At 65.8% G+C, this 17,936-nt stretch carries 15 protein-coding genes and 2 tRNA genes; 7 read left to right on the top strand and 10 right to left on the bottom strand.

Annotation, left to right across the window (positions count from 1 at the left end; all coding sequences use genetic code 11):
• Positions 1 to 22 precede the first annotated feature (22 nt).
• The 4 genes from GH681_RS10950 to GH681_RS10935 form a co-directional block, all read right to left on the bottom strand.
• A complete protein-coding gene (locus tag GH681_RS10950) occupies positions 23 to 988 on the bottom strand; it encodes a beta-ketoacyl-ACP synthase III (RefSeq protein ID WP_153161509.1) in 966 nt (321 codons plus the stop codon).
• The gene (plsX, locus tag GH681_RS10945) at positions 985 to 1,998 is read right to left on the bottom strand and encodes a phosphate acyltransferase PlsX (RefSeq protein WP_153161508.1); all 1,014 of its coding nucleotides are present in this window, start codon (positions 1,996 to 1,998) and stop codon (positions 985 to 987) included. The genes GH681_RS10950 and plsX overlap by 4 nt, the downstream gene beginning before the upstream one ends.
• A gap of 88 nt (positions 1,999 to 2,086) precedes the next feature.
• Positions 2,087 to 2,266, bottom strand: coding sequence for a 50S ribosomal protein L32 (rpmF, locus tag GH681_RS10940; protein WP_079435603.1), 180 nt, complete (start codon positions 2,264 to 2,266; stop codon positions 2,087 to 2,089).
• Between the two features lie 21 nt (positions 2,267 to 2,287).
• Positions 2,288 to 2,764, bottom strand: a complete 477-nt coding sequence (locus GH681_RS10935) for a DUF177 domain-containing protein (RefSeq protein WP_194271206.1) — start codon at positions 2,762 to 2,764, stop codon at positions 2,288 to 2,290.
• 106 nt (positions 2,765 to 2,870) lie between these two features.
• Between GH681_RS10935 and GH681_RS10930 the strand changes: the two genes are divergently transcribed.
• Positions 2,871 to 3,446, top strand: coding sequence for a nucleoside triphosphate pyrophosphatase (locus GH681_RS10930; RefSeq protein ID WP_153161506.1), 576 nt, complete (start codon positions 2,871 to 2,873; stop codon positions 3,444 to 3,446).
• A complete protein-coding gene (locus GH681_RS10925; RefSeq protein WP_153161505.1) occupies positions 3,443 to 4,162 on the top strand; it encodes an SAM-dependent methyltransferase in 720 nt (239 codons plus the stop codon). Before GH681_RS10930 ends, GH681_RS10925 begins: the two co-directional genes overlap by 4 nt.
• A 9-nt stretch (positions 4,163 to 4,171) precedes the next feature.
• On the opposite strand, the gene GH681_RS10920 is transcribed toward GH681_RS10925, so the two are convergent.
• From GH681_RS10920 to GH681_RS10910, 3 genes are read right to left on the bottom strand one after another with little or no spacing between them, the layout of a single operon-like run.
• On the bottom strand, positions 4,172 to 4,522 hold the full coding sequence (locus GH681_RS10920; RefSeq protein ID WP_153161504.1) for a Rieske 2Fe-2S domain-containing protein: 351 nt from the start codon (positions 4,520 to 4,522) through the stop codon (positions 4,172 to 4,174).
• On the bottom strand, positions 4,501 to 5,163 hold the full coding sequence (locus GH681_RS10915) for an HAD-IA family hydrolase (protein ID WP_153161503.1): 663 nt from the start codon (positions 5,161 to 5,163) through the stop codon (positions 4,501 to 4,503). The genes GH681_RS10920 and GH681_RS10915 overlap by 22 nt, the downstream gene beginning before the upstream one ends.
• Positions 5,156 to 6,112 carry an RluA family pseudouridine synthase gene (locus GH681_RS10910; protein ID WP_153161502.1) on the bottom strand — a complete coding sequence of 319 codons (957 nt, stop codon included), beginning with the start codon at positions 6,110 to 6,112 and terminating at the stop codon, positions 5,156 to 5,158. Before GH681_RS10910 ends, GH681_RS10915 begins: the two co-directional genes overlap by 8 nt.
• Positions 6,113 to 6,796: 684 nt before the next feature.
• Between GH681_RS10910 and GH681_RS10905 the strand changes: the two genes are divergently transcribed.
• Positions 6,797 to 9,787, top strand: coding sequence for an Rne/Rng family ribonuclease (locus GH681_RS10905; RefSeq protein WP_153161501.1), 2,991 nt, complete (start codon positions 6,797 to 6,799; stop codon positions 9,785 to 9,787).
• Positions 9,788 to 9,848: 61 nt separating this feature from the next.
• On the opposite strand, the gene GH681_RS10900 is transcribed toward GH681_RS10905, so the two are convergent.
• The 3 genes from GH681_RS10900 to uvrB all read right to left on the bottom strand — a co-directional run bounded on the left by GH681_RS10900 (position 9,849) and on the right by uvrB (position 13,874).
• A protein-coding gene (locus GH681_RS10900; protein WP_228111872.1) for an IS3 family transposase occupies positions 9,849 to 11,086 on the bottom strand; the annotation gives its coding sequence in 2 pieces (ribosomal slippage) (positions 9,849 to 10,739 and positions 10,742 to 11,086; 1,236 coding nt in all).
• 133 nt (positions 11,087 to 11,219) lie between these two features.
• Positions 11,220 to 11,711, bottom strand: coding sequence for a low molecular weight protein-tyrosine-phosphatase (locus GH681_RS10895; RefSeq protein ID WP_306664079.1), 492 nt, complete (start codon positions 11,709 to 11,711; stop codon positions 11,220 to 11,222).
• Between the two features lie 78 nt (positions 11,712 to 11,789).
• A complete protein-coding gene (gene uvrB, locus GH681_RS10890; RefSeq protein WP_153161500.1) occupies positions 11,790 to 13,874 on the bottom strand; it encodes an excinuclease ABC subunit UvrB in 2,085 nt (694 codons plus the stop codon).
• A gap of 117 nt (positions 13,875 to 13,991) precedes the next feature.
• On the opposite strand from uvrB, the gene GH681_RS10885 reads away from it, so the two are divergent.
• The 4 genes from GH681_RS10885 to katG all read left to right on the top strand — a co-directional run bounded on the left by GH681_RS10885 (position 13,992) and on the right by katG (position 17,891).
• Positions 13,992 to 15,200 (top strand): amino acid aminotransferase, encoded by a 1,209-nt coding sequence (locus GH681_RS10885; RefSeq protein ID WP_153161499.1) that lies wholly within the window; start codon positions 13,992 to 13,994, stop codon positions 15,198 to 15,200.
• A 97-nt stretch (positions 15,201 to 15,297) separates the two neighbouring features.
• Positions 15,298 to 15,373: transfer RNA gene (locus GH681_RS10880), tRNA-Asn, on the top strand.
• A 53-nt stretch (positions 15,374 to 15,426) separates the two neighbouring features.
• A tRNA-Asn gene (locus tag GH681_RS10875) sits at positions 15,427 to 15,502 on the top strand.
• Positions 15,503 to 15,695: 193 nt separating this feature from the next.
• Complete coding sequence (gene katG / locus GH681_RS10870; protein ID WP_153161498.1) at positions 15,696 to 17,891, top strand: catalase/peroxidase HPI; 2,196 nt, start codon at positions 15,696 to 15,698, stop codon at positions 17,889 to 17,891.
• Positions 17,892 to 17,936: the final 45 nt, after the last annotated feature.

Here is a 17,936-nt window from a genome sequence, read left to right as displayed (position 1 = left end):
CATCCTTGAATGACAATGCTGCTTAGAACTCGAGGAGCGCGGCGCCCCAGGTGAAGCCGCCGCCCACGCCTTCGAGGAGAATCTTCTGGCCGCGCTGGATACGGCCGTCGCGCACGGCAAGGTCGAGCGCCAGCGGAATCGACGCCGCCGAGGTGTTGCCATGCTCGCTGACCGTGGCGATGACCTTCTCGGTCGACACACCCAGTCGCTTGGCCGTGGCCTGCATGATGCGGATGTTGGCCTGGTGGGGGATCAGCCAGTCCACGTCGTCGATGGTGAGGCCGGCTTGATCGACCACCTCGCGGGCCACGTCGCTCAGCACCTTGACGGCAAACTTGAACACCGCCTGACCATCCATGCGCAGGAAAGGATCGCCGGTGATGCCGCCGCGATTAACCTGACCCGGCACGCAAAGGATGCCGTTGTGGCTGCCATCGGCGTGCAGCGCGGTCGCGAGGATGCCCGGCTTGTCGGACGCCTCCAGCACCACGGCGCCGGCGCCGTCACCGAACAGCACGCAGGTGCCACGGTCGTTCCAGTCGAGGATGCGCGAGAAGATTTCGGCTCCCACGACCAGCGCACGCTTGTGGCTGCCGGAGCGGATGAACTTTTCGGCGGTCGACAGGGCGTAGGCGAAACCGGTGCACACCGCCTGCAGGTCGAACGCTGCGCCGCCGTTGGTGATGCCCAGCTTCGACTGCAGCAGCGCGGCGGAGCTCGGGAAAATGTAGTCCGGCGTGGAGGTGGCGACGATGATCAGGTCAATGTCGGCCGGCTGACAGCCCGCGGCAGCAATCGCCCGGGTGCTCGCCTCATAGGCCAGCTGGCTCGCCGTGACATCGGGCTCGGCCAGGTGACGCCGGCAGATGCCGGTGCGTTCGACAATCCATTCGTCCGAAGTATCAATACCCCGGGCCACCAGATCGTTGTTGCTGACGGGCGCACCAGGCAGAAAGCTGCCGGTTCCGATCACTCGCGCATGAATCATGCCGCAGGCCTTTCACGTTCCATTCGTTCGCTGATCCGCTCGATGAGCCTGTTGCGCGCCGCTTCCGCCGCCCGCCAGAGCGCCTGCTCGAAGGCGAAGGCATCGGCCGAGCCGTGACTCTTCACCACCACACCGCGCAGCCCCAGCAGGGCCGCGCCGTTGTAGCGGCGGGAATCCACCTTGTGCTTGAACCCCTTGAGGGCCGACATCGCAAAGAATGCCGCCAGCTTGGTGATCCAGTTGCGGGAGAACTGTTCGCGCAGGAAGGTCGCCATCATGTGGGCGAGGCCTTCGGAGGTCTTGAGCGCCACGTTGCCGACAAAGCCGTCGCAGACGACCACATCGACCGTACCCTTGTAGATGTCGTTGCCTTCGACGTTGCCGTAGAAGTTGAGCCCGCTGTTGCGCAGGAGCTCACCGGCCTGCTTGACGATCTCGTTGCCCTTGATGTCTTCTTCGCCGATGTTGAGCAGGCCGACGCTCGGCCGCTCGTTGTGCTCGACCGCCGCCACCAGCATCGCGCCCATGATGCCGAACTGGAGCAGGTGCTCGGCCGAGCAATCGACGTTGGCGCCCAGATCGAGCATGTGGGTGAGGCCGCGCATGCTCGGCAGCGTGCTGCAGATCGCCGGGCGATCGATGCCGGGAAGGGTCTTGAGGACGAACCGGGAGATCGCCATCAGCGCACCGGTATTGCCGGCGGACACGGCCGCCTGGGCATCGCCCGACTTGACCAGATCCACCGACACGCGCATCGATGAATCCTTCTTGTTGCGCATGGCGAGCGCCGGCGGCTCGTCCATTCCGACGACTTCCGATGCCGGATGCACGCGCAGGCGCTCACCGAATTCCTGCAGCGCGCCGCCCAGATGAGGCTCAATGGCCTCCGGGCGACCGACCAGGAGAATTCGGGCGTCGCGATCAGCGCGCAAAAAATGCAGCGCGGCCGGAACCGTTACCGAAGGGCCGTGATCGCCCCCCATGCAGTCAATGGCCAGGGTGACAGTCATTCGGCGCTAAACGGAGAGAAATGGGTGGACAAGTTGTGAAAACGGCGCGACCGCCCGAAGGCGTCGCGCCGTCTGGCAACCAGGAGAATTACTCGCCCTTGGCCTTGGCAACCTTCTTGCCACGATAGACGCCGGACGGCGAAACGTGGTGGCGCAGGTGGACTTCGCCGGTGGTCGGCTCGACGGCCAGCGGGGGCGCAACCAGGAAATCGTGGGAACGATGCATACCGCGCTTGGACGGGGACTTCTTGTTCTGTTGAACGGCCATGAAAAACTCCTTGAGGAATACTTAAACCTTGCCGCGCAACTGACGCAGAACGGCGAAGGGCGAAATCTCTTCATCAACACCGGCCTTGACCGGCGGATCGCAATCATCGTGACGCGGCACCAGGGGCAAGGCCAGCAACACCTCGTCCTCAACCAGCGCCAGGAGGTCCGTGAGCGGTTCAACCTCGAGGGCGTCTTCCGCATCGTTTTCGAGCTCATCTTCCGGCGGCGCTTCGCCGGGGCGGAGGAGCAGAAGACGATTTTCCACTTCACAGGGCCACTGCAGGGCCTCAAGACAGCGCTGACACTGAAGAACCAGACATCCCCGGATCCACAGATCGACGTGGAGCTTGCCCTCGTCGTCACGCTCGCCCTGAAACCCGAAAGCCACCGTTCCGGCGGGTTCCAGCACAGACTCGGCAACACGGCCGAGCCGGGATACCGGCACCTCGCCCTCAAGGCGGCGCCCATCTCTGGCCAACGCCCGAAGGTCGATCACGAAGCTTTCTTGCGACATAAGAGCGGCATGATATTATTTTCGGCTCCCTGTGTCAAAACTCTGCAAAGCGGCCGACGGCACTTTTCACGCCGCAGCACCCCGATCGATGAAACTCGTCCTTGCTTCCACCTCGGCGTATCGCCGCGAACTCCTCCAGCGTTTCAACCTGCCCTTCGAAGTTGCCCGCCCCGACATCGACGAGAGCCCGCTGCCCGGCGAACACCCCCGCAGCACCGCCGAGCGCCTCGCCATCGAAAAGGCCCGCGCCGTGGCCGGCAACTTTGCCGACGCGCTGATCATCGGCAGCGACCAGGTGGCCGCGATGGGCGACATCCGCTTCGGCAAGCCCGGCACCGTCGAGCGCGCCGTGGCGCAGCTCAAGCAGATGAGCGGCCAGACCGTGATCTTCCACACCGCGCTGGCGCTCCTCAACACGACAACGGGCGAAGCGCAGATCGACGTCGTGCCGACCGAGGTGCGCTTTCGCACTCTCAGCGACGACGAGATCGTCCGCTATGTAGAAAAGGAGCGCCCCCTCGACTGCGCCGGCAGCGCCAAGTCGGAAGGCCTGGGCATCACCCTCCTCGACGCCCTTTCCGGCGACGACCCCAACGCCCTCGTCGGCCTGCCGCTGATCGCTCTGGCCCGGATGCTGCGCCACGAAGGCGTCGCCCTGCCGTGACGACCGCCGCCGGCAAGCTCTATCTGATTCCGGTCAGCCTGGGCGAGGCGCCCCTCGCCCTCACCACGCCGGCCGAAGTCGGCATGCGCGCCCGCAGCCTCGATTACTTCGTCGTCGAGAACGCCAAGACCGCCCGCGCCGACCTCAAACGCTTCGAGCACCCCAGGCCGCTACGCGACCTCGACATCCGCGAGCTACCCGAAAACCCGGGCCCGGCCGATCTTGATGGCCTGCTGGCGCCGATCAGGAACGGGCTCGACTGCGGATTGATGTCCGAAGCCGGCTGCCCGGCCGTGGCCGACCCCGGCGCACTGCTGGTCCGCCGCGCCCACGAGGCCGGCATCCAGGTGGTGCCGATGGTCGGGCCGTCATCCTTGCTGCTGAGCCTGATGGCCTCCGGCCTCAACGGCCAGAGCTTCGCCTTCCACGGCTACCTGCCCATCGACGAGGAAGCCCGCAAGCGCCGCCTGCGCGAGCTCGAGGCCGAATCTGCCCGCTTCTCGCGCACCCAGCTGTTCATCGAGACACCCTACCGCAACGACCGGATGTTCGAGGCGCTCAAGCAGGCCTGCGGCCCCGAGACCCGCCTGTGCATCGCCCGGGATCTCACCACAGCAGATGAATGGATCGCCACCCGGCGGATCGCCGACTGGAAGAAAACCCCCGCACCAGATCTGGCCAAGCGCCCCACAGTGTTCCTGCTACTGGCCGGCTAGCCGCAGCGCTCAGTCAGACCGGGCGAGAAACACCCCGCCATCCCGCTCCACCACCGGCAGCATCTCCAGCCGACCGCCCCGGCACGGCCCTTCGACGCACGCGCCGCTCTCGGGCCGGTACAGGGCGCCGTGGGTGGCGCAGATCAGATACAGCCCATTGCTGTCGAAAAAACGCCCGGGCTGCCAGTCCAGCTCAACCGCCACGTGGGCGCAGCGGTTGATGTAAGCGTAGACCTTGCCGCGATAGCGCACCGCAAAGGCCGCCACGTCCTGGCCGCCCCGCTGCACCACGAAGCGCACGCCGTCGCCGCCATCGACGAGATCGGCCGACGCGCAGATCACCCGTTGACCTCCAGCCACGCCCGCAGCCCGGCCGGCGTGTCGATGCACGCCACCGGCGACTCGGCCACCAGCTGATCGACCGGATGGGCGCCGAAGCTCACGGCTAGCCCATCCACACCGGCGTTCTTCGCCATCAAGAGGTCGTGGGTCGTGTCGCCGATCATCAGGCTGGTTTCGGCCATCACGCCCAGCTCGTCCATCAGCTCGAACAGCATCGCCGGATGGGGCTTCGAGAAGCACTCGTCGGCGCAGCGCGTGGCGTGGAAATACTTGCCCAAGCCCGTAAAACCCAACGCCCGGTCGAGCCCCTTGCGGCTCTTGCCGGTCGCCACCGCCAGCAGATGACCGCGGGCGTGGAGATCGGCGATCAGCGCCTGGGTGCCATCAAACAGCGTCAGCTCGTGATCGCTGGACAGATAGTGATGGCGATAGCGCTCCACCATCTTCGGGTAGTCGGATTCAGGCAGCTCCGGCACCGCGTGGTGCAGCGCGTCCTGCAGGCCAAGGCCGATCACGTGACGCGCCCGGGCATCAGAAGGCGGCGGCAGGCCCAGATCGGCGCTGGCAGCCTGGATCGCCTGGACGATGGCAGCAGCCGAATCCATCAGCGTGCCGTCCCAGTCGAAGACGATCAGTTCGTAGCGTTGCGGTCTAGCCATATTCCCGCTCCCGGGTTTGTTCGACAACGGCGAGAAAGCCATCCAGTTCGGCAGGCAAGGGCGCCGCAAGTTCGATCGGCTGATCGGTAAGCGGATGCCGGAAGGCCAGCTTCGCCGCGTGCAGAAACATCCGCCCCAGCCCTTCCTTCTCGAGCTGTTTGTTGAGGGCGAAATCGCCGTACTTGTCGTCGCCACACAAGGGAAAGCCGGCGTGGGTGAGATGGACCCGGATCTGGTGGGTGCGCCCGGTCTTCAGCTCGACTTCCAGCAGACTGTAGCCCGCCCAGCGCCGCACCAGCCGCACGATGCTGTGGGCCGGCTTGCCTTCGCGATTCACGCTCACCCGCCGCTCCCCGTTCTCCAGCAGATACTTGAGGAGCGGCTGCTTGATGTGCTGCTGGGCGTTCAGCCAGCGCCCCGTCACCAGCGTCAGATAACGCTTCTGCACCTTGCCGTCGCGCATCATGTCGTGGAGCACCGTCAGCGCGCTGCGCTTCTTGGCGACGATCAACAGGCCCGAGGTCTCGCGGTCGAGGCGATGCACCAGCTCGAGGAACTTCGCCTCCGGCCGCTGGCGCCGCAGCTGCTCGATCAGGCCGAAGCTCACCCCGCTGCCGCCATGCACCGCCAGCCCGGCCGGCTTGTCGAGCACCAGCAGCGCATCGTCCTCGTAGGCAATGTCGAAGGGTTTGCCCATGGGCACCGGCGCGGCATTCTCCTTCTCGGCAATGCGGATCGGCGGGATGCGCACTTCGTCCCCGATCTGCACGCGGTAGGTCTGATCCACCCGACGGCTATTGACCCGCACCTCGCCGCTTCTCAGGATGCGGTAGATGTGACTCTTCGGCACGCCCTTGCAGACGCGCACCAGAAAATTGTCGATGCGCTGACCGGCGCTCGCGTCGTCGACGCGCTCGTGGCGCACTGCGGGAGCTTTACTCAAGGCCATCGTTTTGAAATATACTGTTGAGCGGTTTTTTCGGTCCTGATGCGTCGCGCCCGCCAGAAGCGTGTTGTCATGTGAATCAACACCGGCCCGCGCCGCCCCAGAGCGACTCTGTGCAGAGGACTCCAAGCCGAGTTATCCGGCACCCTCACCGCTCCCGAAAAACCAAAGGAAGGTCCGTCGCCGGACAAAAAGAGGGCGATGGTACTTTATTCGACAATAAACTTGTACCAATTGCGCGCAGGCGCACACGCAGATTGACGGCCCTGAACCGGGGCCGCGAAGCATTCCCTGCAAGCCGGCCCGAGGTCGCAACGCCATACGCCGTCGTACCCGATCGTACGCACGCCGTTCCAGCCTTGCGAGACCAGGCGAAGCTGCAGGCACTTCGCAGCCCCCGGGGCGCATGAACGAATCGTGCCGGACAGACCGGCGCCCGTGCTGAGGATCGGCAGCGCACTGAGAGTGCGTTGCGCTCCGGAAGCCCGGGCCCGACGAATCCCGCTAAAACGTTCCGGCGCCCTCAGCACGAGATGCGGTTCAGGGTGCGATAGACGAATCCCGCCACCCACTTTAGTTTGATTTCCCCTTGATGAAGGATCGGCTCGATCACGCCAAACTAAGTCACCGCAACTGAGCGGTGGTGCGGTTCGTCCTGCCCGTGTGCCACGCGGGAGAAGAAGACGAATGAAGCGAATGCTCTTCAATGCAACGCAGGCCGAGGAACTCCGCGTTGCCATTGTCGATGGTCAGAAACTCATTGACCTCGACATTGAATCGGCCGCCAAGGAACAACGCAAAAGCAACATCTACAAAGCCGTCATCACGCGCATCGAGCCCAGCCTCGAAGCCGCGTTTGTCGACTATGGTGCCGAGCGCCACGGCTTTCTGCCGTTCAAGGAAATCTCCCGCGCCTACTTCCAGCCTGGTGTCGAAGCCAGCCGTGCGTCCATCAAGGAAGCCTTGAAGGAAGGCCAGGAGCTGATCGTCCAGGTCGAGAAAGACGAGCGCGGCAACAAGGGCGCCGCTCTCACCACCTTCGTCTCGCTGGCCGGCCGCTACCTCGTGCTGATGCCCAACAACCCCCGCGGCGGTGGCGTTTCGCGCCGCGTCGAGGGTGACGAGCGCGCCGAGCTGCGCGACGTGATGGACCAGCTCGAAGTGCCCGGCGGCATGAGCCTGATCGCCCGCACCGCCGCCATCGGCCGCACCGCCGAAGAGCTGCAATGGGACTTGAACTACCTCCTGCAACTGTGGCGCGCCATCGACGGCGCCGCCCAGGCCCAGGAAGGCGCCTTCCTGATCTACCAGGAAGGCAGCCTCGTGATCCGCGCGATCCGTGACTACTTCCAGCCCGACATCGGCGAGATCCTGATCGACACCGACGACGTCTATGAGCAGGCGCGCCAGTTCATGGCCCACGTCATGCCGCAGAACGTCGGCCGCGTGAAGCGCTACCACGACGACGTGCCGCTGTTCTCGCGCTTCCAGATCGAACACCAGATCGAATCGGCCTACTCGCGTCAGGTGAGCCTGCCCTCCGGCGGCGCCATCGTGATCGACCACACCGAAGCCCTGGTGTCCGTGGACGTGAACTCCGGCCGCGCCACCCGCGGTGCCGACATCGAGGAAACCGCGTTCAAGACCAACTGCGAAGCCGCCGACGAAGTGGCCCGCCAGCTGCGTCTGCGCGACCTCGGCGGCCTCATCGTCATCGACTTCATCGACATGGAGTCGCAGAAGAACCAGCGCGAAGTCGAGAACCGCCTGCGCGACGCCCTGCGCTACGACCGCGCCCGCGTCCAGACCGGCAAGATCAGCCGCTTCGGCCTGCTCGAGCTGTCCCGCCAGCGTCTGCGCCCGGCCCTCGCCGAGACCAGCTACATCCCTTGCCCGCGCTGTAACGGCACCGGCCACATCCGCAGCACCGAGTCGTCCGCGCTGCACATCCTGCGCATCCTCGAAGAAGAGGCCATGAAGGACAACACCGGCGCCCTGCACTGCCAGGTTCCGGTGGATGTCGCCACCTTCCTCCTCAACGAGAAGCGCGACGACATCGCCAAGATCGAGATCCGTCACAAGGTCAGCCTGGTGCTGATCCCCAACCGCCATCTCGAAACCCCGCAGCACGAGATCGTCCGCCTGCGCCACGACCAGCTCAACCTGGAAGAGAGCGCCGTCCCGAGCTATCGCATGGCCACCAAGCCGGCCGACGAGACCTACACCCCGCCGTCGGCCAACACCGACCGCCCGGCCCGCCAGGAAGCCGCCGTCAAGGGCATCACCCCTGACCAGCCGGCCCCGGTGGTTGAAGCCAAGGTCGCCGCGCCGGCTCCGGCGCCCGTGCCGGAAAGCCAGCCGGGCCTGCTCGCCCGCATCTTCGCCTTCTTCCGTGGCGAGAAGCCCGCCGCTGCGCCGGCCCCGGTGGTTGCCCAGCCGGAACCCCAGCGTCGCGAATCCCGCGGCCGCAACGAACGCAATGGTCGCCGTGACGGTGGCCGTGGCCGCCGTGACGGTCAGCGCGAAGAGCGTGGCGAACGGGGTGAGCGCGCCGAACGTGGCGAGCGCGAAGGTCGCGACACCAACCGCAACGCTGCCGCCCCCGAAGCCCAGGCCGAGGCCCGCGAAAAGCCCCAGCGCCAACGTGGCGAACGCCAGGAACGCGGTGAGCGTCAGGAACGTGGCGAGCGCCCCGAGCGCGAAGGCCGTAGCGGCGAGCGTGCAGAACGTGGTGAGCGCGGCGAACGCGGCCGCAACCGTAACGGCCAGGCCGCCAAGCCTGCCGCCGAAGCCGAAGGCATCGTCGCCAGCGCCGAGCAGCTGACCGCCGTCGCCGCTGTGGCTGCCGTCACCGCCCCCGAAGCGGGCGCCCCGGCTGCCGTCGATGGCGAAGCCGGCGCCGAACGCAGCCGCCGCGGTCGTCGTGGCCGTCGCGGCGGTCGTCGCAACGAGGAAGGCACCGGCACCGAAGCCGCCGCCCAGGGCGAACTGGAAATCGGCGATCAGGCCCAGCCCGCCGCCGAAGCCATCCAGGCCGAAACCGCACCTGCCGTGACCGAAGCCGCTCCGGCCGAAGCCACCGAGGCGCCGGTCGTCGCCGAAGCCCGCGCCGTGGTCGAGGCCGCTCCGGCCGCCGAAGCCGCCCCGGTTGCCGAAGTGACCGAAGCCGCCGTCGAAGCTGCGCCTGCCGAAGTGGCCGTGGCCGAAACCCCGGTTGTCGAGACCGTCGTCGAAGCCGCCCAGCCGGTGGTTGCCGAAGTGCAGGCCGAAGTCGCGCCGGCGCCAGTGGCTGAAGCTGCCAGCCTGATCGAACAGGTTGCCGCCGCCGCCCGTGAAGCCGAAACCACCCCGGTGGTTGAAGCGCCGGTCGAAGTGGTCGCCGAACCGGTGGCTGTCGAAGCCGAGCCGGTGGTTGTCGAAACCTTCGCCGCGCCGGTCGAGGCCGTTGTCGAACCCGTCGCTGCAACCGAGCCCGTCGCCGCCCCGGCGCCGAGCGCACCGGCGGATCTGTCCGTCGCCCTTGAAGAGAGCGGCCTGGTGCTGATCGAAACCCGTTCGGATGCGACGAAGTCCTTCCAGCCGGAACAGGCCCCTGCGCAGCCCCTCGGCCGTCGCCGCCGTGCCCCGGCCGTCGTGGCTGAAGAGCCGCTGGTCCAGGTGGAAACCGGGCCGAAGTAATCCCGGCACCACTGTCCCGTCCTGCTATAGCTTGACAGCCTTCGGCGTGCCGTTTCGCCGATCAGCTTGAGATTTGAGACGCCCGATGGACTTCATCGGGCGTCTTGTATTTTAAGGACAGGTGGGGCCGTTCAGCGTTGTAGATGCGTACCGACTGGGCCACCATCTGGCTTGCCTGCGCGAGGTTGGCAGGACGTTGCAGCAGGAACTCGTTCTTGAGAATGCCATTGACGCGCTCTGCCAGCGCATTCTGATAGCAGTCATAGCCGTCAGTCATGGAGCAGCGCAGTCCATGTTTGCGGTGGATCTCCTGGTAGTGGGCCGAGCAATACTGGCTTCCCCGGTCCGAATGGTGGACCAGCGAGAGCGGCGAGCGGCGTGTCCTGAGCGCCATCCTGAACGCTTGACTGACGGACTCCGCCTGCAGCGTGTCATGCACGTGATAGCCCACGATCTTGCGCGAGTACGCATCGGTCACCAGGCTCAGGTAGGCCACCCGCTCCGTGGTGGGCAGGTAGGTGATGTCGGCGACCCAGACCTGCTCCGGCCCGGTGGGAACGATTTGCCCAGGCCCCTCCTTCAGCAGATTGGGATGGCGGTAGAAGCGGTGATGGCTATCGGTGGTCTTGTGATACGCCCGCCTGGGCGCTACCAGCAGGCGCGCCCGGCGCAGGACGTCAAACAAGCCGTCACGCCCCATCTTGATACCCGCCGCCTTGAGTGGGCAGGCCAACAGGTGGTGCAGCTTGCGTGTCCCGATCCGGGGCTGGCGTAAGCGGACGTCGAGCACGAGACGCTGAATCTGGGCGTCGCGTTCGGCGCTGCGCTGCTGCGCCCCCAGCCGCTGGTAGTACGCCTGACGGCTGATGCCGATGTAACGGCAGGCCTTGCACACGCTCAATCCCGGGACGAGCGCTTGTGCGAGGACCTGCCCAAAGGCTTTTTTAGTGGATCGACCCCGGTGTTCTTCTTCACCTGCTCGATGATGGCTTCAAACAGTTGCGCTTTCTGGGTGGCCTCACGCAGCTGGGCTTCCAGCGCCTTGATGCGCTGTTCGGGCGTTTGGGGCTTGCTTGTCTTGTCGGGCATGGTCGCTGCGTCTCCTGCACGGGAGGCGGGTACATCCCAATCCTGCAAGCCGTGCTTGCGCAACCATACCAGCACCGTCGAGCGCCCTTGAATCCCGTAGCGGCGCTGCGCCTCTTTGTACGTCAGCTCGCCTTGTTCAACCTGCTCGACAACCGAGAGCTTAAAAGCCAGGCTGTAATCCCGCTGGGTCCGCTTGTGCTTTGATTCCATTGACGCTTCCTTGCTGCGGCAAAAAAGTGTCAAGCTATTTCAGGACGGGTCACACCCAGCAAAAAGGCCAACCCCTCGGGGTTGGCCTTTTTGTTTGTAGCTTCCGCGCCGGACAGCTCCGCGCTGCGAGTGGTCAGACTGCCGACTGGCGGCGGCGCTCCACTTCCGGGCGGATCTCCTCGATCAGCCCCTGCACGGCGTCCTCGCACATGTCGAGCACCGCATCAAAGCCGGTGAGGCCGCCGTAGTACGGGTCCGGCACATCATCGCGGCGATGACGCTGGGCAAAACTCATGAACATCCGCACCTTGTGCTTGCAGCCCTCCGGGGCGCGGTCGCGCAGATAGTGGAAATGATCCCGGTCCATCGCCAGCAGCAGATCGAACTCGGCGTAGTCCTTGGGCTGGACCTTGCGGGCGCGCAGCCGGGAAAGATCGTAGCCTCGCCTCAGGGCCGCCGTCTGGGTGCGGGGATCGGGCGCCTCGCCCGCGTGATAGCCCTGGATGCCCGCCGAATCGACGCCGACCGCGCTATCCATCCCGGCCATCGCCAACCAGCGACGTGCAACGCCCTCTGCAGTCGGCGACCGGCAGATATTGCCGGTGCAGACGAATAGTATTTTCATTATGGGTGTCCCTCCTGCCGGCAATTTAAACAGCCGGCGGGCGGAACGTACAAGAGCAAGCACCAATTTTCGAATCTCTCAGCCTGTGGCGTTCGGTCGGGACCCGCCTGGCAGATCGTGGGCGTCAGCCCCGAATGCCTGCTGGCGCAACCGGAAGAGCTTGTCGCGGGCGGCCGCGGCTTTCTCGAACTCCAGGTTGCGGGCGTGTTCCTGCATTTCCTTCTCGAGCTGGCGGATGGTCTTCGCCAGTGCTTTCTCGTCAAGGGCCGCGTAGTCGCTCCGGGCCTCCCCGGCGGACGTCGCATCGGCCTCCGATCCTGCATCATAGACACCGTCGATGATGTCTTTGATGCGTTTTGTCACGGACTTGGGCGTAATTCCGTTCGCCTCGTTGAAGGCGATCTGCCGGGCACGGCGGCGCTCGGTTTCGCCGATGGCGGCCTTCATCGAATCGGTGATCCGGTCGGCGTAGAGGATCGCCGTGCCATGCAGGTGGCGGGCGGCGCGGCCGATGGTCTGGATCAGCGAGCGCTCGGAGCGCAGGAAGCCCTCCTTGTCCGCGTCGAGGATCGCTACCAGCGACACCTCGGGGATGTCCAGGCCTTCCCGCAGCAGGTTGATGCCCACCAGCACGTCGAACTCGCCCAGACGCAGGTCGCGGATGATCTCGACCCGCTCGACGGTATCGATGTCGGAGTGCAGGTAGCGCACCCGGATGCCGTTCTCGGCCAGGTATTCGGTGAGATCCTCGGCCATGCGCTTGGTCAGCACGGTGACGAGAATGCGCTCCTTCACATCGAGGCGCTTCTTGATCTCGCCCAGCAGATCATCCACCTGGGTGGACGCGGGCCGCACGATGATGATCGGGTCGACAAGGCCGGTCGGGCGCACCACCTGCTCCACCACCTGGCCCTGATGCTCCTTCTCGTAGGCCGCCGGCGTGGCCGAGACGAACACCGTCTGGGGCAGCAGGCGCTCGAACTCCTCGAACTTGAGCGGCCGGTTGTCCAGCGCCGAAGGCAGCCGGAAGCCATATTCGACGAGGTTCTCCTTGCGCGAGCGGTCGCCCTTGTACATCGCGCCCACCTGGCCGATGGACACGTGGGATTCGTCGATGAACATCAGGCCGTCGGCCGGCAGGTAGTCGATCAGGGTCGGCGGCGCCGCGCCGGGCTCGCGGCCCGACAGATGGCGCGAGTAGTTCTCGATGCCCTTGCAGAAGCCCAGCTCGTTGAGCATCTCCAGATCGAAGCGGGTGCGCTGCTCGATGCGCTGGGCCTCGACCAGCTTGCCCGCCTTCTGGAACTGGGCGATGCGCTCGCGCAGCTCGTCCTTGATCGCCTCGATGGCGCGCAGCACCGTGGCCCGCGGCGTCACGTAGTGGCTGGACGGATACACCGTAAAGCGCACGATCTTCTGCTTGAGGTGGCCGGTGAGCGGATCGAACAGCGTGAGGTGCTCGATCTCGTCGTCGAACATCTCGACGCGCAGCGCGTACTCGGCGTTTTCCGCCGGGAAGATGTCGATCACGTCGCCCCGCACCCGGAAGGTGCCGCGCCGGAAATCCACGTCGGCCCGGTCGTACTGCATCGCCACCAGGCGCTGCACCAGATCCCGGTGGGCCATCTGCTCGCCTTCGCGCAGGTGCAGCACCATCGCGTGGTAATCGCCCGGATCGCCGATACCGTAGATGCACGACACCGACGCCACGATCACCACATCGCGCCGCTCCATCAGGCTCTTGGTGGCCGACAGGCGCATCTGCTCGATGTGCTCGTTGATCGACGAGTCCTTCTCGATGAACAGATCGCGGGACGGCACGTAGGCTTCCGGCTGGTAGTAGTCGTAGTAGCTGACGAAGTACTCCACCGCGTTCTCGGGAAAGAACTCGCGGAACTCCGAATACAGCTGCGCCGCCAGCGTCTTGTTGTGGGCCAGCACCAGCGCGGGCCGCCCGCAGCGGGCGATGACATTGGCCATCGTGTAGGTCTTGCCGGAGCCCGTCACGCCCAGCAGCGTCTGGAACATCAGGCCATCGCCGATGCCCTCGACGAGCTTCCGGATTGCCTCCGGCTGGTCGCCACCGGGCGCAAAGGGCTGGTGAAGCCGGAACGGGCTCCCCTCGAAAACCACCACGCTCCCGCTACCTGATTGATCGGCCATGATAAAATTTCTGTCTTGAGTCAAACGGTGGCGCCCGCAAACCCCGCGGGCAACTCCGCATTATCACCCAGCGAGCGCCACAAAGTGCCCGCACCCTTCGCCCCTTCTGGAGAACCCATGAGCTCTTCGATCTTTGCTGCAGTCGAACTGGCCCCCCGCGATCCGATCCTCGGCCTCAACGAAGCCTTCAACGCGGACACCCGCAGCACCAAGGTCAACCTCGGCGTTGGCGTCTACTTTGACGACAACGGCAAGATCCCCCTCCTCGGCGCCGTCAAGACCGCCGAGAAGGCCCGCCTCGAAGCTGCCCCGCCCCGTGGCTACCAGCCCATCGAAGGCCCGGCCGCCTACAACAACGCCGTGCAGACCCTGCTGTTCGGTGCCGACAGCGCCATCATCCGTGACGGCCGCGTCGTCACTGCCCAGGCCCTCGGCGGCACCGGCGCCCTGAAGATCGGCGGCGACCTGCTCAAGCGCATCGTCCCCGACGCCACCGTCTACATCTCCGATCCGTCCTGGGAAAACCACCGCGCGCTGTTCGAAGCCGCCGGCTTCCCGGTCGAGAACTACCCCTACTACAACCCGGAAACCCGCGGCGCCAACGCCGAGGCCATGATCGCCAAGCTGAACAGCCTGCCTGCCGGCTCGGTCATCGTGCTGCACGCCTGCTGCCACAACCCCACCGGCGCCGACCTCACCGAAGCCCAGTGGGCCGAAGTGGTCAAGGCCTGTGCCAACCGCGGCCTGGTTCCCTTCCTCGACATGGCCTACCAGGGCTTCGCCGACGGCATCGAGCCGGACGCCGTCGCGGTCAACCTGTTCTCGGCCTCCGGCCTGTCGTTCTTCGTGTCCAGCTCCTTCTCCAAGAGCTTCTCGCTGTACGGCGAGCGCGTCGGCGCCCTGTCCATCGTCACCCAGAACAAGGACGAATCCACCCGCGTGCTGTCCCAGCTCAAGCGCGTGATCCGCACCAACTACTCCAACCCGCCGATCCACGGTGGCGCCATCGTCGCCGCGGTGCTGTCCACCCCCGCCCTGCGCGCCGAGTGGGAAGCCGAGCTGGCCGGCATGCGTGACCGCATCCGCGCCATGCGCACCGGCCTCGTCGAGCAACTCGCCGCCCGCAAGGTCGACCAGGACTTCTCCTTCGTCATCAAGCAGCGCGGCATGTTCTCCTATACCGGCCTCACCGCCGCCCAGGTCGAGCGCATGAAGGATGAGTTCGGCATCTACGCCGTGGGCACCGGCCGCATCTGCCTGGCCGCCCTCAACAGCAAGAACCTCGACTACGTCGCCGACGCCATCGCCGCCGTCATCAAGGCCTAAGTAGTACAGCTTCACCGCCCCCGGCTCGCCGGGGGCAAAAAAACGCGCAAAAGGCCTTGACGTAACGAAGGCCGGCTTCTAAAATGCGCGCCTCTGTTCCTCGATAGCTCAGTCGGTAGAGCGCCGGACTGTTAATCCGTAGGTCCCTGGTTCGAGCCCAGGTCGAGGAGCCAGAACAATTTGCGGTAATGTGTTTGTTCGTTGAACACATGACCAACCCGTCAGATCCTCGATAGCTCAGTCGGTAGAGCGCCGGACTGTTAATCCGTAGGTCCCTGGTTCGAGCCCAGGTCGAGGAGCCAAGACAAGCAAAAAGCCAATCCGCGAGGGTTGGCTTTTTGCTTTTGACCCGCCCCTCTTCACGGTGGTCCTTCCCCTCCGCCCGCCCCTATGGGCACCATCGCCAAATGCAATTGGTGAGCGTGGTGCCAAAACCTTAGAGTGTCTGTGACGGTCAACGATTGACCGGACTTACAACACGCCGAGGAGATCGCCATGTCCACCGAATCCAAATGCCCGTTCGCGGGCGATGTCCGCAAACACACCGTTGCGGGTGCCCCATCGAATGCCGACTGGTGGCCCAACCAACTGAAGATCGGCATTCTCCACCAGCACTCCGCCAAGTCCGACCCGATGGGCGCGGACTTCAACTACGCCGAAGCCTTCAAGCAGCTCGACCTGGACGCCCTCATCAAGGATCTCCACGCCCTGATGACCGACTCGCAGGATTGGTGGCCCGCCGACTTCGGCCACTACGGACCGCTCTTCGTGCGGATGGCCTGGCACAGCGCCGGCACCTACCGGGTGAGCGACGGCCGCGGCGGCGCGGGCACCGGCAACCAGCGCTTCGCGCCCCTCAACAGCTGGCCCGACAACGTCAACCTCGACAAGGCGCGCCGCCTGTTGTGGCCAATAAAGCAGAAGTACGGCCGCTACATCTCGTGGGCCGACCTGATGATCCTCACCGGCAACGTGGCCCTCGAATCCATGGGCTTCAAGACCTTCGGCTTCGCCGGCGGCCGCGAGGACATCTGGGAACCCGAAGAGGACGTCTACTGGGGCGCCGAGCGCAAGTGGCTCGACGACCAGCGCTACACCGGCGACCGCGACCTGGAGAACCCCCTCGCCGCGGTGCAGATGGGCCTCATCTACGTGAATCCGGAAGGCCCCAACGGCAACCCCGACCCGCTCGCCGCAGCGCGCGATATCCGCGAAACCTTCGCCCGCATGGCAATGGACGACGAGGAAACCGTGGCCCTCATCGCCGGCGGCCACACCTTCGGCAAGACCCACGGCGCGGGCGACGCAGCCCACGTGGGGGTCGAGCCCGAAGCGGCCGGCGTCGAGCAGCAGGGTTTCGGCTGGGCCAGCACCTACGGCAGCGGCAAGGGCGGTGACACCATCGGCAGCGGGCTCGAAGTCACCTGGACGACCACGCCCACCCGCTGGAGCAACAACTTCTTCTGGAACCTCTTCGGCTACGAGTGGGAGCTGACCAAGAGCCCGGCCGGCGCCCATCAATGGACACCCAAGCATGGCATGGGCGCGGGCACCGTTCCCGACGCCCACGACCCGAGCAAGCGCCACGCCCCGGCGATGCTCACCACCGACCTCGCCCTGCGCTTCGATCCGGCCTACGAGAAGATCGCCCGGCGCTTCCTCGAGAACCCCGACCAGTTCGCCGACGCCTTCGCCCGCGCCTGGTTCAAGCTCACCCACCGCGACATGGGCCCGCTGTCGCGCTACCTCGGCCCGCTGGTGCCGAAGGAACAACTGATCTGGCAGGACCCGGTGCCAGCCGTCGATCACCCGCTGGTCGATGAGCAGGACATCACCGCCCTCAAGGCCAGACTGCGCGCCTCGGGGCTGTCGATCTCCCAGCTGGTCACCACCGCCTGGGCGTCGGCCTCCACCTTCCGTGGCAGCGACAAGCGCGGTGGCGCCAACGGCGCACGCATCCGCCTTGCCCCGCAGAAGGACTGGGCGGTCAATCAGCCCGCCGAACTGGCCTCGGTGCTCGCCACGCTCGAAGCCATCCAGGCGGAGTTCAACGCGGCCCAGGCGACCGGCAAGAGGATTTCCCTGGCCGACCTGATCGTGCTGGGCGGCAGCGCCGCCATCGAAGCCGCCGCCGGGAAGGCCGGCGTGAGCGTGACCGTGCCCTTCGCGCCGGGCAGGACGGACGCCTCCCAGGCACAGACCGACGTGGCCTCCTTCGCGGTGCTCGAACCCGCCGCCGACGGCTTCCGCAACTACGCCCGACAGGGCCTGGAAGGCGCCGCCGCCGAGTTGCTCATCGACAAGGCCCAGCTCCTCACCCTGACCGCGCCCGAGATGACGGTGCTGATCGGCGGCATGCGTGCCCTCGGCACCAATTTCGACCACTCGACCCACGGCGTCTTCACCAGCCGGCCCGAAACGCTCTCCAACGATTTCTTCGTGAATCTGCTCGACATGGGCACCCGCTGGCAGAAATCCGCCACCACCGAAGGCGTGCTGGAAGGCCGCGACCGAACCACCGGCGAGCTCAAATGGACCGGCACCGTCGCCGACCTGGTGTTCGGCTCCAACTCGCAGCTGCGCTCCGTGGCCGAGGTCTACGCCAGCGACGACGCGAAGGCGCGCTTTGTGCGTGACTTCGTGGCCGCCTGGACCAAGGTGATGAACCTCGACCGCTTCGACCTCGCCTGATTCTCGCGGGGTAAACGCAGAGGGGGCGCCCCGGCCGGGGTGCCC

The organism is Zoogloea sp. 1C4, from assembly GCF_009469605.1.
GTDB classification, from domain to species: domain Bacteria; phylum Pseudomonadota; class Gammaproteobacteria; order Burkholderiales; family Rhodocyclaceae; genus Zoogloea; species Zoogloea oryzae.
Note: the sequence above shows the minus strand (reverse complement) of the source record. Positions and strands in the feature narration are given on the sequence as shown.

Bases quoted from the DNA above. Each gene is read 5' to 3' on its own strand.
- GH681_RS10950 (WP_153161509.1), bottom strand. From the start codon at position 988: ATGATTCATGCGCGAGTGATCGGAACCGGCAGCTTTCTGCCTGGTGCG.
- plsX (WP_153161508.1), bottom strand. From the start codon at position 1,998: ATGACTGTCACCCTGGCCATTGACTGCATGGGGGGCGATCACGGCCCT.
- rpmF (WP_079435603.1), bottom strand. From the start codon at position 2,266: ATGGCCGTTCAACAGAACAAGAAGTCCCCGTCCAAGCGCGGTATGCAT.
- GH681_RS10930 (WP_153161506.1), top strand. From the start codon at position 2,871: ATGAAACTCGTCCTTGCTTCCACCTCGGCGTATCGCCGCGAACTCCTC.
- GH681_RS10915 (WP_153161503.1), bottom strand. From the start codon at position 5,163: ATGGCTAGACCGCAACGCTACGAACTGATCGTCTTCGACTGGGACGGC.
- GH681_RS10910 (WP_153161502.1), bottom strand. From the start codon at position 6,112: ATGGCCTTGAGTAAAGCTCCCGCAGTGCGCCACGAGCGCGTCGACGAC.
- GH681_RS10905 (WP_153161501.1), top strand. From the start codon at position 6,797: ATGAAGCGAATGCTCTTCAATGCAACGCAGGCCGAGGAACTCCGCGTT.
- GH681_RS10895 (WP_306664079.1), bottom strand. From the start codon at position 11,711: ATGAAAATACTATTCGTCTGCACCGGCAATATCTGCCGGTCGCCGACT.
- uvrB (WP_153161500.1), bottom strand. From the start codon at position 13,874: ATGGCCGATCAATCAGGTAGCGGGAGCGTGGTGGTTTTCGAGGGGAGC.
- GH681_RS10885 (WP_153161499.1), top strand. From the start codon at position 13,992: ATGAGCTCTTCGATCTTTGCTGCAGTCGAACTGGCCCCCCGCGATCCG.
- katG (WP_153161498.1), top strand. From the start codon at position 15,696: ATGTCCACCGAATCCAAATGCCCGTTCGCGGGCGATGTCCGCAAACAC.